The sequence below is a fragment of the Exiguobacterium sp. s146 genome, from assembly GCF_018618415.1.
Lineage (GTDB): Bacteria > Bacillota > Bacilli > Exiguobacteriales > Exiguobacteriaceae > Exiguobacterium.
On sequence record NZ_JACSMA010000003.1, the window covers coordinates 279,733 to 295,416 of the forward strand.

General features: G+C 52.5%; 16 protein-coding genes. All 16 read right to left on the reverse strand.

The annotated features are described in order from the left end of the window. Window positions 1–942, reverse strand: a complete 942-nt coding sequence (locus tag KNP83_RS11935; RefSeq protein ID WP_214762661.1) for a hypothetical protein — start codon at window positions 940–942, stop codon at window positions 1–3. Window positions 943–1,138: 196 nt separating this feature from the next. Continuing rightward, window positions 1,139–1,477, reverse strand: a complete 339-nt coding sequence (locus KNP83_RS11940; RefSeq protein WP_214762662.1) for a hypothetical protein — start codon at window positions 1,475–1,477, stop codon at window positions 1,139–1,141. A 179-nt stretch (window positions 1,478–1,656) separates the two neighbouring features. Further along, window positions 1,657–2,136 (reverse strand): 23S rRNA (pseudouridine(1915)-N(3))-methyltransferase RlmH, encoded by a 480-nt coding sequence (gene rlmH / locus KNP83_RS11945; RefSeq protein ID WP_214762663.1) that lies wholly within the window; start codon window positions 2,134–2,136, stop codon window positions 1,657–1,659. Window positions 2,137–2,219: 83 nt separating this feature from the next. Then, complete coding sequence (locus KNP83_RS11950) at window positions 2,220–2,381, reverse strand: CxxH/CxxC protein (RefSeq protein ID WP_021067873.1); 162 nt, start codon at window positions 2,379–2,381, stop codon at window positions 2,220–2,222. Window positions 2,382–2,418: 37 nt separating this feature from the next. Beyond that, complete coding sequence (locus tag KNP83_RS11955) at window positions 2,419–3,687, reverse strand: S1C family serine protease (protein ID WP_214762664.1); 1,269 nt, start codon at window positions 3,685–3,687, stop codon at window positions 2,419–2,421. A gap of 51 nt (window positions 3,688–3,738) precedes the next feature. Continuing rightward, window positions 3,739–4,530 carry an MBL fold metallo-hydrolase gene (locus KNP83_RS11960; RefSeq protein WP_034780331.1) on the reverse strand — a complete coding sequence of 264 codons (792 nt, stop codon included), beginning with the start codon at window positions 4,528–4,530 and terminating at the stop codon, window positions 3,739–3,741. Window positions 4,531–4,543: 13 nt separating this feature from the next. Further along, the gene (locus KNP83_RS11965; RefSeq protein ID WP_214762665.1) at window positions 4,544–5,368 is read right to left on the reverse strand and encodes a two-component system regulatory protein YycI; all 825 of its coding nucleotides are present in this window, start codon (window positions 5,366–5,368) and stop codon (window positions 4,544–4,546) included. Next, a complete protein-coding gene (gene yycH / locus KNP83_RS11970; RefSeq protein WP_214762666.1) occupies window positions 5,355–6,740 on the reverse strand; it encodes a two-component system activity regulator YycH in 1,386 nt (461 codons plus the stop codon). Before yycH ends, KNP83_RS11965 begins: the two co-directional genes overlap by 14 nt. Next, window positions 6,740–8,581: a cell wall metabolism sensor histidine kinase WalK gene (walK, locus tag KNP83_RS11975; protein WP_131434363.1), complete on the reverse strand. Its 1,842-nt coding sequence runs from the start codon at window positions 8,579–8,581 to the stop codon at window positions 6,740–6,742. Before walK ends, yycH begins: the two co-directional genes overlap by 1 nt. Window positions 8,582–8,584: 3 nt before the next feature. Next, window positions 8,585–9,295 carry a response regulator YycF gene (gene yycF, locus KNP83_RS11980; protein WP_034806238.1) on the reverse strand — a complete coding sequence of 237 codons (711 nt, stop codon included), beginning with the start codon at window positions 9,293–9,295 and terminating at the stop codon, window positions 8,585–8,587. A gap of 120 nt (window positions 9,296–9,415) precedes the next feature. After that, on the reverse strand, window positions 9,416–10,705 hold the full coding sequence (locus tag KNP83_RS11985) for an adenylosuccinate synthase (RefSeq protein ID WP_214762667.1): 1,290 nt from the start codon (window positions 10,703–10,705) through the stop codon (window positions 9,416–9,418). 229 nt (window positions 10,706–10,934) lie between these two features. Next, a complete protein-coding gene (gene dnaB / locus KNP83_RS11990) occupies window positions 10,935–12,287 on the reverse strand; it encodes a replicative DNA helicase (RefSeq protein WP_214762668.1) in 1,353 nt (450 codons plus the stop codon). 18 nt (window positions 12,288–12,305) lie between these two features. After that, the gene (rplI, locus tag KNP83_RS11995; protein ID WP_214762669.1) at window positions 12,306–12,749 is read right to left on the reverse strand and encodes a 50S ribosomal protein L9; all 444 of its coding nucleotides are present in this window, start codon (window positions 12,747–12,749) and stop codon (window positions 12,306–12,308) included. Next, window positions 12,746–14,737, reverse strand: coding sequence for a DHH family phosphoesterase (locus tag KNP83_RS12000; RefSeq protein WP_214762670.1), 1,992 nt, complete (start codon window positions 14,735–14,737; stop codon window positions 12,746–12,748). Before KNP83_RS12000 ends, rplI begins: the two co-directional genes overlap by 4 nt. Before the next feature lie 150 nt (window positions 14,738–14,887). After that, complete coding sequence (gene rpsR / locus KNP83_RS12005) at window positions 14,888–15,118, reverse strand: 30S ribosomal protein S18 (protein WP_015880232.1); 231 nt, start codon at window positions 15,116–15,118, stop codon at window positions 14,888–14,890. A gap of 40 nt (window positions 15,119–15,158) precedes the next feature. Continuing rightward, on the reverse strand, window positions 15,159–15,668 hold the full coding sequence (gene ssb, locus KNP83_RS12010; protein ID WP_214762671.1) for a single-stranded DNA-binding protein: 510 nt from the start codon (window positions 15,666–15,668) through the stop codon (window positions 15,159–15,161). Window positions 15,669–15,684: the final 16 nt, after the last annotated feature.

The following is a 15,684-nucleotide window of genomic DNA, read 5'->3' on the forward strand; positions in this document are numbered from 1 at the left end:
TCAATCTCCTTGTATCACTTCAGCCATTCTTATGACTTGAAGCTCTGTTTTCACTTCATTGATAGATGAAATCGTCTTTTTCGAACGTTCGGCCATTTCATCAGGCAAATCCTTTAGACGTTCCCTTGAATCTGCAAGCTCTTTTTCAATTTGCTCATATTTTTCCTGATCGATTTTGTTTTTGTCCTTTTCTTCTTTCCAAAATTGTAATGTCTCCAGGGCTTTTCCACCCGTATTTTTGGCCTTTTGGTAAATAGAGATGGTGTTGTTCGTCGCCGTTACGACGCCAGCAGATGATTCGAGTACTTCCCTCGCTTCAATCGTGGAGGTGCGAACGTCTTCAATTTGATAGACAAGTTCCGTATCCAATTCGTGCTCCATTTCCAATAGTAATGCCGGATTATTCTCAGTTTGGTATTTCTTATACAACTCACTGATTTGTTTACGCGTCGCACCCATCTCTTGTTTGACACTCGATAAGTGCTCCAACCGAAATAGAAAGGCGTCTACTTCATTTAACGTACTGTTGGCAGAGCTTAAAGAAGAGCTCATTTTACCTAAAATCGGATTACTGACCACACTGTTGACCCCCGAAATAACAAGCGTCGCTCCATTGATATAGTCCAATCCGTCACGGACAGGAATCATATTTCGCTTCAACCAATCGACTTGTTTGACGAGCTGGGCTAAGTCTTGGTCGTACTCCTCTAAATCGTCGATAATTTGTGGTATCTCTTTTTCAATGGCGGCCACAGACTCTTCTTGCATGTCGTCGACACGAGATTGCATCTCCGCTTGCGCAATCGATTCTTTCGTGTTGAAGTGGCTGACAAAGTATCCGACCGTACCAGATACAATGACAGACGAAGCGATTGTGATTGGGATCAAATATCTTTGAAAAAATGATGTCCGTCGGCTCGTTCGTTCTCGTTTCGATTCCATTATGAAAAGCTCCTCTACTATTTTTATAAAAATTACCATTTTATGATTATTTTTATCTATATTGTAAATCTGAAACTAAGTATCAACAATCTTTTTTAACATTAGACTCAATAAAAAACAGCGAGTTGAACGATGTTCAACTCGCTGTCTGCGGGAGACGTAATAAACTACCTCCGCTTATTTTGTGAGTGCCACTTTAAAATGACCACCTGTGATTTTCTGGTAAACAGTCATCACACCGCAGTTCTCCTTCGAAAGTTGCTCCATTAGACAACTGTAATAACACATTATTCTTTTCTCTATCTGTTGTCCAGCGCCCACAAGTTGAGCATCGTCCACAATTCATTGCACCTGGGTCCAAGACAACCGTGGAGCAACTTTCCCATTCCACATTCACTTCATTCATACCGATTTGGATTGTCTGACCCTGACACAACTCGTTTGTGACTTGATCAATTATTCCAAAATCCTTATATATTTCTGTTTCTTCGATGTCGACCAAAAAAGATGCATTAATTAAAATGGTTTTTTTCAAAGTGAAGCCTCCTTTCAACTATTCAATCTCTGCGAATTTTAATTAAAACAGGTGCTTGATGTTCAACGCCATAAAATCTTTTCAATAGGACTAGCATTCGGTGACCAAAGATTTTCACCTGCAAAAAAAAACGTCAAAGACAGTGAGCTGCCTCTGACGCTAAAAGAATGTATGCGCGGTTACTTATGGTACGGCTCATTCCGGTTGATTCGATACGCCCGATAAATCTGTTCGCACAAGATGAGCTTCATCAATTGATGCGGGAACGTCATCTTCGAGAAGGAGATCGTATCATCCGAGCGTTTCATGACATCATCCGATAAACCGAGCGAGCCACCGATGACGAACGCGATTTTGCTCTTGCCGTACGTCGCGAGTTGATCGAGCTCGCGGGCAAACTCTTCGCTCGTCCGCTGCTTTGCGTTGATGGCCAACGCGATGACATGCGTATCCGGACTGATTTTCGCTAAAATTCGCTCGCCTTCTTTTTGTTTTACTAGAAACATGTCCGCTTCGCTCAAATGCTCGGGTGCTTTCTCGTCCGGGACCTCGATTTCCTGCACTTTTGCGTAGGCCGAGAGCCGTTTCGTGTACTCGGCAATCCCTAGTTTCAAATACTTCTCTTTTAGTTTGCCGACCGTGATAATTGAAATATTCATCCAATTCTTCCTTTTTCCACAGTTTTTTTGGAGTTATCCATAGGGTTATCCACAGAGTTATCCACAAATCCACATGTTGATAATCATTTTTTGCTTGACACAACATATGTTGCGTCGGCATCGCAGAACTCACATGTCACTTGTCCACTTGTGGATAGTTCCTCGAGCAACGGGTATTCCCCCGTCTCGTCCACAATGATATCTAAAGCGATTTCAACATGTTCCTTGCATACTTTTTTTTCCACAATGTTTCCTCCTTAAAAAAGAAGCGTCGCAGCTCCTTTAGGTTGCTTCAGTTAATGTGGCCTCGGTCTTGCCGATCTTGCCGCGTCGCGTATATTCGATCGTGACGTTATCCCCGACCGTGGCGTCCCGGTACAGCGCGTCCCTCAAATCGACGTAGCGTTTGATGTCGCGGTCGCCGATTTTGATGATGACGTCACCGACGCGAAGGCCTGCCTCTTCGGCTGGACTGCCGGGCGTGATTGCCTCGACAAACACCCCGTCCTCGTTGTCAAAACTAATCCCGTACTCTTCCCGGACGTTACCGGGTACGGCGATGACTTCTTGAATCGTGACGCCAAGCTGGGCCCGCGTCACTTTCCCGTCCCGCTCGAGCATATCGATGACCGGCAGCGCGACGTTGACGGGAATCGAGAAGCCAACCCCTTCGACGCTCGCCTCGGCGATTTTCATCGAGTTGATGCCGACGAGCTCGCCGCGGATGTTGATCAGTGCCCCGCCGGAGTTCCCCGGGTTGATGGCGGCATCGGTCTGGATGACCTCGGCGTTATAATCCATGAGACCGTCACTGTTCGTATCGACCGGTACGGTGCGTTCGACACCACTGACGATACCACGGGTGACCGAGTTTGAAAAGACACCGAGCGGATTCCCGATCGCCATGACGGTCTCGCCCGCCTGAAGCACGGTCGAGTCGCCGAGCGCGATCGGCGCAACATCGATATTGGCCGGCAGCTCGACCGATGCGACGGCCAAATCGTTGAGCGGGTCTTCGCCGAGAATCGTCGCCGTCGCGACTTGTCCGTCCGCGAACGCCACGTTAATCTCGTCCGCTTCCTCGATGACGTGGAAGTTCGTCACGATATACGCCGTGTCGCCGTCGAGCTTATAAATGACACCAGAGCCCGCTCCGGCCTCCCACTGCGAGTCGGAGGTGAAGGCGCGCTGGATGTTCGTGATGCTGACGACGGACGTCTTCGCGCCCGTCACAGCGCTCGTGATGTCAGATTCCGTGACGGTGACCGCTTGTTCCGTCCGAATGAGTTCATTCGTCACAAAACGAGAGGTTGGGGAATCCCAGAGCATCATCGCCAAAAAGAACAAAGCCGCTCCTAAGAATCCGCCAACCCCTCCGAGTAACAACGGTTTTAAATTCAATCGCGGCTTATGGCGCACATGTTCTTCTTGTTTCGGGCGCCATTCGCTGCGAGATGGGTACGTCGGTTTTACATCGTTCATTGTATCTGCTTCGCGCGTTAAAGGTTCGACGTCTTGAGGTTCATACTCATGGTGTCTCTCTTCATTCACGACGCGTCCCCCCTTCAAGACAGTGTGTTACCTGTCTTTTCCCAAGTTCGCTTATAAAGAAACGAGCGAAGTGGGGGTCGATGGGTCAGTATCGCACAATTTGATGCGACCGAGGTCGACATCGCGCATCCCGAGTGTTTGCGAGACGCTCATTTGAGCGAGTTCTTTCATGTTGTTGTCTTTACTCAGGTGAGCCAAATAAATCCGTTTCGTCTGGTCCCCGATGACCTCGCTCATCGCGATGGCCGCGTCTTCGTTCGAGACGTGCCCGTAGTCCCCGAGGATGCGTCGCTTGACGCTCCACGGATAACGGCCCATCTGCAGCATCGAGACGTCGTGGTTCGACTCGAAAATAAAATCGTCGGCGCCGCGGATGACACCTTTCATCCGGTCGGACACATAGCCCGTGTCCGTGATGTGGGCGAGGCGCCTGCCGTCATGGGCGAACTGATAGAACATCGGGTCGGCCGCGTCATGGCTGACGTTGAACGACTCGATCTCGATATCCCCGAACTGTTTAATCTCGCCTACCTCAAAGTGAAATTTCAAGGCCGGGTCGACCTTCCCGATCAAGGATTCCATCGCGTCCCACGTCTTCGCGTTCGCGTAAATCGGTAAATTGTATTTTCGAGCGAGAATCCCGACACCTTTAATATGGTCGGAGTGCTCATGCGTGACGAGCAGTGCATCGATACCATCAAACGATCGGCCGATTTCGGTGATGCGTTGTTGCATCGCCTTCCCGGTCAATCCGGCGTCGACGAGCAATTTCGCCCGTTCCGTCTCAATGTAGAGGGCGTTCCCGGTCGAACCGCTCGCAAGCACACTATAGCGTAAAGTCACTCGATCACTCCTTTCATTCTTCTGAATCAAATTCGACCCGTTCGACGGTCCCATCGATCGCATTGACGAAATAGACAGACTCGTCAATCGTAATCGACCAGAGCGGCGGCATAATAATCAAACTGCCGGTACTGTCGAGCGGCAGGCTATAGAAGCCTGTGTTGATGGCCCGCATCTCTTGATTCGGCTGGAAGTACTTCCGGGCCGCGAGTTGCGAGATAGCCTCGCTCGCCGTCAAGACGAGGTCGTCTTGCGACTTCGAGGTCAAATTCGTCAAATGACGTTGTTTATAGTCGGTCACTTCGAACGCTTCGTTCAATTGAAGCAACAGCAGCGACGGACCGATGTACTTCTCGGTTTCCCCGTCGATTTCGGGATTCGAGAAAATCTTATTGTTCTCATACGTCTGTACGAAAGCGACTTGACGCGTCTCGGCGTCATAGCGCCAGTACGCATACTCGGAACCGAACGGGACGTACTCCGAGACGAACGTCGACGCGGTCGTCCGCAAATCGTTTTGATCGAGCGGGACGGGTTGTTTCAGCTCGACTTCGAGCTGCATGTTGTCGAGCGTCGTCGCCAGCTGGACTTCTCGATTCTGCGTGATCATCGAGGCCGACATCTGTTCTGACGATCCCGTCAAATAACCGATGTCTCGGCCCATCCGTGGCAACTTCGACGCATCGACGTTGCGCTGGTCCAAGATCTGCGCGATGGACGTATTGTCGTTCGTCACGACCTCCGTCGCCCACGTTTCCGTCAAGAGCTGGAACAATAGATAGATGTTCAGCGCGAGGAAGGCGAAGAGGAGAATCGTTTTCGCTTTACTCCAGTCCACGATACATCATCCTTTCTGTCCAGTCCTCTGGTTGATCGAACGGGATCCATCTCCCGGCTTCCCGAACGAACCAGTTCGGGGAGAACGTGACGTAACGGCTCGTGTCTTCATTGTATTCAATCTCATAGCCGAGACGAATCTCGGTCACGTTTTCAAATCGTCCGGCGTTGACGAGCGTATCGACCACGTCTTGTCCATCCGCGAGTTGCGTCGTCCCGACCGAAATCAAACGATCGATCTCGAGATGGTGCCGGGTGATCGACCGGACTTGCGTCCCATCGTTCTCGACCCGGAGCGTCGACAAGTCGACAGCGTCGTTGTTAATGAACGCCTCCCGTTGACTGAACACCGGGAAACCGTTCACGTGAAACCGGAACACGGTCGTCTCAAAGCCTTTATTGGCCGGGGTGACCGCATCGAAACGAAGCGACAAGCCTTGGCTCTCCGACGTCTCATCGACCCAACCGCCGTGGAAGTTGACGAATTCGACGATCGTGTCGAGCCCGATGACCGATTCTTGTTCCGTGCTGTTGCGCGACAAGTTCCGATAACGGCTCGCGTTCAGCTTCGCATCGTACTCGGCGACACTAATCCCGTTCGTGAGGGCGCCGACGGAGCTGGCCGGGTCGACTTCCTGTACGTTCGGGTCACCTGGGAAGAACGTATCGCGCATCCAATCGAGACGGGCCGAGATTTGAATTTGAGACACGTCATAGGCGAACAGCTCGTTCATCGCCGGTCCGACGACCGGGATGTAGTTGACGCGTTCATCCGTATACGTGACACGTCGCATCGACCGGTCCGAATCTTTCAAGAACAGGCTGTTGACGTCCCCTTGGCCGACTTTCGACAAGCGGCCTTCCCAGAGCGATTGGTCGCTCATGATGGTACGGATGCGCCACGTGTCGTCCTTCATGAAGATGAGGGCCCGCTGCGGCACTTTCCCGGACAGGCTGTACGAGCCCGGGAGCATGTAGCTGAGCGTGTCCGCATAATAGGCTTCCGGTAGAATCAGCTCGACGGCCTCATCGACGCCCGCATACAGACTCGGGACGTTCTTGACGGCGAGCGGTTTGAACTCACTCGCTTCGAACGACTCCCGGATGACGCGCATAATCTGCTTCGGCGTGTTCTTCGTGGCAAAGACGGCGTTGTTCTCATGGACGACCGTTTGGGCCGGCACGATGACTTGGCGCGCCTGGCGCTGCAACGACTCATCCACCGTCGCGACTTGCGTCTCCGATTGGACCGACTGATACTTCGGATGGTAATCCCACAGGATGACCGTTTGGACGATGGACGTGACGATCAAGGTGAGCAAGACGAGCGATTTCACTAGTTCTGGCTTCGCCAAGAAGCGTGGTCGTTCCATCAGTCATTCACCTCCACGATTGTATCGAACGGAATGGTGAAGTAAATCGTCGTGCCTCGTCCGAACTCACTCTCCGCCCAGATGTCGCCGCCATGGGCCGACACGACTTCTTTGGCAATCGATAGACCGAGTCCGGTCCCACCGATATTACGGGCCCGGGCCTTGTCGACCCGATAGAACCGTTCAAAGATTTTTTTCAAGTTCGATTTCGGGATACCGACCCCTTCATCTTTGATGCCGATGACGAGGCGTTTGGCCCGGAGCATCGTCCGGAACGTGATCGTCCCGCCTTCCGGTGAGAACTTGATCGCGTTCGTGATGATGTTGTCGATGACCTGCGTCATCTTGTCTTGATCGGCATGGACGTACACACGGCGCTTCATAAGCTTACGGCGGAACTGGATCGTCTCGCCTTTCGTCATCTCATGCCGCTCAATGATATCGTTGAAGAACTGGATAAAGTCGAACTTCACTTTTTGCATCGTATACTCTTTGCTGTCCATCTTCGACAGTTGTAACAAATCGTTGACGAGGCGAATCATCCGCTCCGTCTCGTTTTGCGTCGTCTCGAGGAAGCGTGGGGCGAGCTCGTCGTCCTTATACGCGCCTTCCGCGAGCACTTCGAGGTAACTCCGCATCGTCGTGAGCGGCGTCCGTAGCTCATGGCTAACGTTCGCGACGAACTCACGGCGGTCTTGCTCGACTTGTTCTTGCTCGGTCACGTCGTGCAAGACGACGATCAGACCGGTGATCGGACCGCTATGCTTTTGAATCGGCGAGAAGTAGGCACGGACGAGGAACAGCTCTTCGTCCGTACTGAGGTCGATGAGTTTCGGCGGCATCGTCCCATCTTCCGGGATGACGATCTCGTCATCAAACTCGAGCAAATTCTGCAGGTTCGCCCCCATCGCCTCTTCTTCGGCGAGTCCGATCATATCTCGGGCCTGGTCGTTCATCAAGATGACCCGGAGCGAGCGGTCGGTCGCGACGACCCCGTCCGACATGTTCTCGAGGACGCTCGTCAAGCGACGTCGTTCGGCCTCGGTCGTGGCATTCGCCTCCATCAGCTCATCAGTCAATTCGTTGAAGGCGTAGGCGAGTTGGCCGACCTCATCGTCGGAATAGACTTTAACTTTCCGCGAGAAGTTCCCTTTTCGCATCTCGACGGCTTGTCGACGCATATCCGCAATCGGTCGCGTAATCGTCCGTGACAGCAAGATTCCGAGAATCGATGTGATGATGAGGGCGATCAGCGTCCCGGTCGCAAGGATGCGGGTCACTTGCTCCATCTGGTTATAGATGGACTGCATCGATGCCTCGATATAGATCATCCCCGTCGTCGTCCCATCGACCTCGGACTTGACCGGAACGGCGACGACGCGCATGCGCTCGTTCGAGTCTTCATAGACGAGCGTCTCTTGCGCCCCGCTCGTCGCGAATGATTTTTGAATGAACGAGTTCGCCGTCCGTTGTCCGACGAGACTCTGGTTGTTCGGATTCGACGTCGCCCGGACGACACTGTTCGTGTCGATAATCTGGACTTCGCGAATGTCGTCAGCTAGCGTCGTGCTCTCCGTAAACTCAGACAGCAGTTGATCCAGTACCTGGTTCAACTGCTGGTCCGAGGTCGAGTCACCGCCGTTCGATGCGATCCCTTCACTGACGTTATAGCTCAGTAGGTTGGCCCGATCGACGAGCGACTGCGAGAAGTTGTTGATGTATTGTCGTTCGAGGGAGCGTACGAAGTACACTCCGATGACTTGCATCGCAACAAGAATGAGCAGCGCATAGATGACGACGAGCTTCCACTGGATAGATTTAAAGAAGTTCGTCCGTTTCATCGTTTAGTCTTCTTCTCCTGCTTTTAAATAGTAGCCGACACCACGACGCGTGATGATATACGTCGGTGTCGATGGGTTGTCTTCGACTTTCTCACGCAAGCGGCGGACCGTCACGTCGACCGTACGGACGTCGCCGAAGTAGTCATAGCCCCACACCGTCTGGAGCAAGTGCTCGCGCGTCATGACTTGCCCGATGTTTTGGGCGAGGTAATGGATGAGCTCGAACTCACGGTGCGTCAGTTCGATTTTCTCTTCCCGTTTCGTGACCATGTACGAATCCGGATGAATCGTCAAATCACCGATTACGATATCGTTCTCGTTGGCACCTTTCGTCTCTGGGGCCGGGGCCGTTGCGTGACGGCGCATGTTCGCCTTGACGCGGGCCAAGAGCTCGCGTGAGCTGAACGGCTTCGTGACGTAATCGTCAGCACCGAGCTCAAGTCCGAGCACTTTATCGATCTCAGAGTCTTTCGCTGTCAACATAATGATCGGCATGTCGTACTTCTTACGGACTTCCCGACACACTTCCATGCCGTCTTTGAGTGGCAGCATGATGTCGAGCAAAATCAAATCCGGTTTGACTTCTTCGACTTTCACGAGCGCCTCTTCCCCGTCATACGCGACGTGGACTTGGTATCCTTCTTTTTCGAGCTTAAACTTCAATATATCTGCGATTGGTTGTTCGTCATCTACCACTAAAATCGTACGATCCATTCAGTGAGTCCTCCTCTTATCGTTAAACGTACATGTCTACATTGTAACTCTTTTTCTATAGGTTAGAAAGCGTAGTCCATTTCCGTGGAAATGAAAAGAGAGCCACGAGGGCTCTCTATCTTATGCTTCGTAAATGTCACGCAAGATGACCGTCTGCTCACGTGCCGGTCCGACCGAGAACGTCAACAATTCGATGCCTGTCAACGCTTCGATGCGTTTGACATAGTTCTGTGCGTTCACCGGCAAGTCTTCAAACTTGCGGATGCCTGTAATGTCTTCTGTCCAGCCTGGGAGCTCTTCGTACACCGGCTTGCACTGCTCGAGCACGCGGAAGTTCGGCGGGTACTCGTCGAGGAGCTTGCCTTCGAACTCGTATGCCGTACAAATCTTGAGCGTCTCAAGACCCGTCAACACGTCAATCGAGTTGAGGCAAAGGTCTGTGATGCCGCTGACGCGACGTGAGTGGCGGACGACGACCGAGTCGAACCAACCGACACGGCGCGGGCGTCCTGTCGTTGTACCGTACTCTTTTCCGACTTCACGGATCGTGTGACCGATCTCATCGTCAAGCTGGGTCGGGAACGGGCCGTCTCCGACACGTGACGTGTACGCCTTACAGACGCCGACGACGTGGTGGATCTTCGATGGACCGATACCGGCACCGCTCGATACGCCGCCTGAGGCCGCGTTCGATGATGTGACGAACGGGTATGTTCCGTGGTCGATATCTAGCAACACACCTTGCGCGCCTTCGAAGAGGACTTTCTGTTCTTCGTCGAGCGCGTTGTTCAACACGACCGATGTATCACATACGTACTTGGCGAACTGTTGGCCGTACGCATAGTATTCTTCGAAGATGTCATCGAATTCGATCGCATCGACTTCGTACATCTTCACGAACATGCGGTTTTTAATCGCGAGGACCGTCTTGAGCTTCTCGGCGAACACTTCTTTGTCGAGCAGGTCGGCGATGCGAATCCCGATGCGCGCCGCTTTGTCCATGTAGCAAGGACCGATCCCTTTGAGTGTCGTCCCGACTTTGGCGTCGCCTTTCGCGTCCTCTTCGAGCTTGTCTTGCAACTGATGGTACGGCAAGATGACGTGGGCCCGGTTCGAGATGCGGAGGTTATCCGTGCTCACACCGCGCTCGTGCAAATACGCGAGCTCCGTGACGAGCGATTTCGGATTGACGACCATCCCGTTCCCGATGACACATGTTTTGTCCGAGTAGAAGATCCCCGATGGAATCAAGTGAAGTTTATACTTCGTATCGTTGAAGACGATCGTATGACCAGCGTTGTCTCCCCCTTGATAACGCGCGACGACCTCGGCCTGCTTCGATAAGAAGTCCGTGATTTTTCCTTTACCTTCATCGCCCCACTGCGTTCCCACTACGACTACTGATGACATAATGAATCCTCCTTGTAGATAAACGTTCTATTCAAACCATCCGTAAGTGTACACTTGCTCCTGTTGAAAGTCAACCTAATACCGAACGTTTTTTTTGAGTTGTAACCCTTTGTTCGTTATTGACTCAATTTTTTTCGTTCACTTCTCGCATTCTTGAATTTCCGAAGGCATTTGGGTCGAAAGTCGGACAAAAAAAGCGACGTCTTGTCGACGTCGCTTGATTTCGTCTCTACATCGGCGGCGCAAAGGCTTGCGTCTCCATGTTGACGAACTTGTTGTATTCTTTTCGGAACGAGAGTTTGACCGTTCCGGTCGGACCGTTACGCTGCTTGGCGATGATGATCTCGATCGTGTTGGCGTCTTCACTCTCTTTGTCGTAATAGTCATCCCGGTATAAGAAGGCGACGATATCGGCATCTTGCTCGATTGCCCCGGATTCCCGGATATCTGACATCATCGGCCGCTTGTCTTGACGGCTCTCAACACCACGTGAGAGCTGCGACAAGGCGATGACCGGCACTTGAAGCTCACGCGCGATCGCTTTGAGCGTACGCGAGATCTCCGAAACTTCTTGTTGCCGGTTCTCGCCCGGCTTGCCGTTCCCGACGATGAGCTGCAAGTAGTCAATCATGATCATGCCAAGACCGTGCTCTTGTTTTAAGCGGCGGCACTTGGCCCGAATCTCGTTGACACGAAGACCCGGTGTATCATCGATATAGATACCGGCTTGTGACAGCGACGACATGGCAAGCGAGAGCCGCCCCCAGTCCTCGGCCTCGAGCCGTCCCGTCCGTAGACGCTGGGCGTCGATATTGCCTTCCGCACAGAGCATCCGCATGACGAGCTGTTCGGCACCCATCTCCAAACTGAAGATGGCGACGTTCTCGCCGGTACGGACGGCAACGTTTTGCGAGATGTTCAGCGCAAACGCGGTTTTACCAACCGAAGGACGGGCTGCGACGATGATGAGGTCGTTTCGTTGGAAACCGGCCGTCATCTTGTCGAGATCGCTGAACCCGGTCGCGATACCGGTAATTTCACCGCTCGATTGGTGCAGTTTTTCAATCGTCGAGTAGGCGTCCGATAAGACGGAGCCGATCGGATGGAAGCTTGACTGCCCTTTCCGTTGCGAGACTTTTAAAATGTTCCGCTCGGCGTCTGACAGGACGGCATCGACCTCGTCTTGGCGTTCATAGCCGTCCGAGACGATGTTCGTCGCAGTCCGAATCAAACGGCGAAGCGCCGCCTTTTGGTCGACGACGTTCAAATAATATCCGATGTTCCCGATGGCTGGAACCGCTTCGGCGATTTCCGCCAAATAGGTCAACCCACCGATTTCATCGAGAATGCCTTGGGCTTGAAGCTCCGAACTGAGCGTGACCAAATCGACAAGTTCGCCGCGGTCGTTAATCTTCAGCATCGCCTCAAAAATCCGTTGATGGCTGACACGATAAAAGTCGTCCGGGTCGACCCGCTCCGAGGCCGTAATCAGCCGATCGGAATCGAGGATGACGGCCCCAAGGACAGCTTGTTCCGCTTCGACGCTATGTGGCGGGGTGTTGACTTGAATCGCATCACTCATACGTTGTCTACCTCACCTTCACGCTTCTTGAACATGAACGTTTAACGTGGCCGTGACGTCGTGATGCAACTTCACCGGCACTTTTGTGAATCCGAGTGCCTTGATCGGATGCTCGAGCTCGATTTTGCGCTTGTCGATCTTATAGCCCATCGCCTTGAGCGCTTCACCGATTTGTTTGCTCGTGACCGATCCGAAGACGCGACCGCCTTCGCCCGACTTCGTCTTGACGACGATCGTCTCTTTTTCAAGCTTGTCCTTCAACTGTTGGGCTTGCTTCAATTCCTCTTCGGCCGCTTCTTCAGCGCGTCGCTCCTTCGCGGCAAAAGCCTTCAAGTTGCCCGGTGTCGCTTCAACTGCCAAGTTCTTTTTGAAGAGTACGTTCTTCGCATACGCATCCGCGACGTCTTTGACGTCACCTGCTTTCCCTTGACCTTTTACATCTACTTTTAAAATGACTTTCATTCAGAATCCTCTCCCTCTGTTTCATCTGTCATATAATGATCAATCGCTTCTTGTAATAACGTCTTCGCCTGTTCCCGGCTCACATCCAATTGCGTCGCCGCGTTCGTCAAATGGCCGCCCCCGTCGAGCATCTCCATGATGACTTGAACGTTGACGTCGCCGAGCGAACGGGCACTGATACCGGTCCGACCGTCTGGCAAGATCGCGATGACGAACGACGCTTTGACACCCTCCATGTTGAGGAGTTGATCAGCCGATTGGGCAATCAACACTTGATGATGCGCCTCGTCGTCCGTAGCGACGGCGATGGCCATGCCATCGGAATAGATTTCTGTATTCTCGAGGATGCGTGACTGCTCGATGTAGGAATCGAGGTCTTGACGCATGAAATGCTGGACGAGCACGGTGTCCGCCCCTTGAATCCGAAGGAAGGAAGCAGCGTCGAACGTCCGTGACCCCGTCCTCAAGGTAAACCCTTTTGTATCGACCATGATGCCCGCGAGGAGCGACGTCGCCTCTAAAATCGACAGTTTGCGCGTGCCGGCTTGATACTCGATCAGCTCGGTCACGAGTTCACACGTCGAGGAGGCGTACGGCTCCATATAGACGAGGACCGGGTCCTCGATGAACTCTTCGCCGCGACGATGGTGATCGATGACGACGACCTGTTCCGCCCGGTCCAAAATGTCACGCGAGATGACGAGCGACGGCCGGTGCGTATCGACGACGACAAGGAGCGTCTGCTCGTCGATGAGCGGCTGAGCTTCAAACTCCGTCAAGAAACGGCTATACAGGTCTTCATCGTTCTCGACTTCATGGACGAGCCGTTGAATGCCGACACTCGTCTCACCGGCCGGAATGACGACGTACGCTTCGCGTCCGACGAATTCAGCCAGTTTCATGATGCCAATCGAGGCGCCGAGTGAGTCCATATCTGGGTTTTTATGACCCATGATGAGGACGCGACTCGACTCACGAATCAAGTCACGCATCGAGTTCGAGATGACGCGAGCCCGCACCCGGGTCCGTTTCTCGGTCGGGTTCGTCTTGCCGCCGAAAAAGCGGACTTTCCCGTTATGACGTTTGACGACGACTTGGTCCCCGCCGCGCCCGAGCCCTAAATCGAGACTCGATTGCGACAAGTTCCCGAGTTCCGTCAACGTCGTCTCTCCGCAGCCGATGCCGATGGAGAGTGTGAGCGGGATTTTATGCTCTTTCGTCGCCTCGCGCACCTCGTCGAGAATCGAGAAGCGATTGTTCTCGAGCTCGGAGAGCGTCCGTTCGTTCATGACGAGGAAGAAGCGGTCCGCCGCCGTCCGGCGCATATAGATGTGATATTTCTGTGCCCATTGGTTCAGGAGGACGGTGACACGTCGATTGATTTCGCTTCGAACTTGCTCATCGACGGCGGTCGACATCTCGTCATAGTTATCTAAATACAAGACGCCAATCACGGTTTGCGTTTCCGAGTATTTTTGTTCAATCTCTGCCTCGTCCGTCATATCAAACAAATAAAGCGTCTGATATTCCTGATTGTAAAGGACGCGATACACGCGGTCCCCGACTTCAATCGTCGCCTCGTCCTCTTCTTCCTCGACCAGCTCGGTGAATGCCGAGTGAATCGAATCGAGCGGGATGCCGAGTTCCATCTCGAGCTCGAAGATGAGCCGAGACTGTTCATTGAACCAGCTGATGCGACGTGCTTCGTCGAATACGAGAATCCCGATCGGCATGCCGGTGAGTGCCTCTTTGCCGACCTCCTCAATCCGATGCGACAAAGAATGGACATACTGTTCCCATGCCTTCCGCTCTCGTCGAATCGTCACTTGCTGATAGATGAAAAAGATCAGCGTGCCCACGAACAGGGTGATTGCCGCCACAATGCTGTAGAACGCCAATCCTAACGCAACGAGCATCCCAATCACATATGGAATCGCGTGACGCGCGTACTGGTTCTTCACTGATGTTATTGCTTCACCACTGTGCATGTGTGCCTCCTAAAATGAGTGGTGCGCCACCCATGAGATCTAAATGGTTTCTGCTCTATCATACCATATCCGTCCGTTTCACTTACACTCCTACATCGGCTCTAAAAACAAAAAACGACTTATCCCGAGGGATAAGCCGTCTGTCAAAAATTACTCTGCAACGTATGGAAGCAAAGCCATTTGACGTGAACGCTTGATAGCGACAGTAAGTGGACGTTGGTATTTCGCTGAAGTACCAGTCACACGACGTGGAAGAATTTTACCACGCTCCGAAACGAAGCGTTTGAGCAATTCTACGTCTTTATAATCGATATGAGTGATGTTGTTCGACGTAAAGAAACATACTTTACGACGACGACGACCTCCTGGACGACGTGCCATGTGAAGACCTCCTTTTTAGTTTAGTTTCGAATCGGCGCGATCAGAATGGTAGATCGTCATCCGATAAGTCGATTTTTCCGCCACCCGAGAACGGATCGGCTTCAAAACCTTTGTTTGAGTTCGAGGACTGAGATGAAGTCGAAGAAGAGGCTGCGCCCCATCCTGACCCACTTGACTCACCACCACCGAAGACATCTCCAGCCGGTGCTGTATCACGTTGCCCTGAGGCACCGCGTGGTTCAAGGAAGCGTACGCTATCGGCTACGACTTCTGCCCGGTAACGACGTTGGCCATCTTGACCTTCGTAACTACTGATTTGAAGGCGACCGTCTACACCGGCCATGCTGCCTTTTTTCAAATATTGTGCCACGTTCTCTGCTTGTTTGCGCCAAACGACACAATCAATAAAGTCCGCCTCGCGCTTCCCATCTTGTCCAGTGAATGGACGATCGCAAGCGAGAGTAAAGCGAGTTACGGCAATCCCGCTCTGCGTGTAACGCATTTCTGGATCGCGTGTCAATCGACCAACTAACACAACTCGGTTAATCATCTCAAAGCTCCCCTTT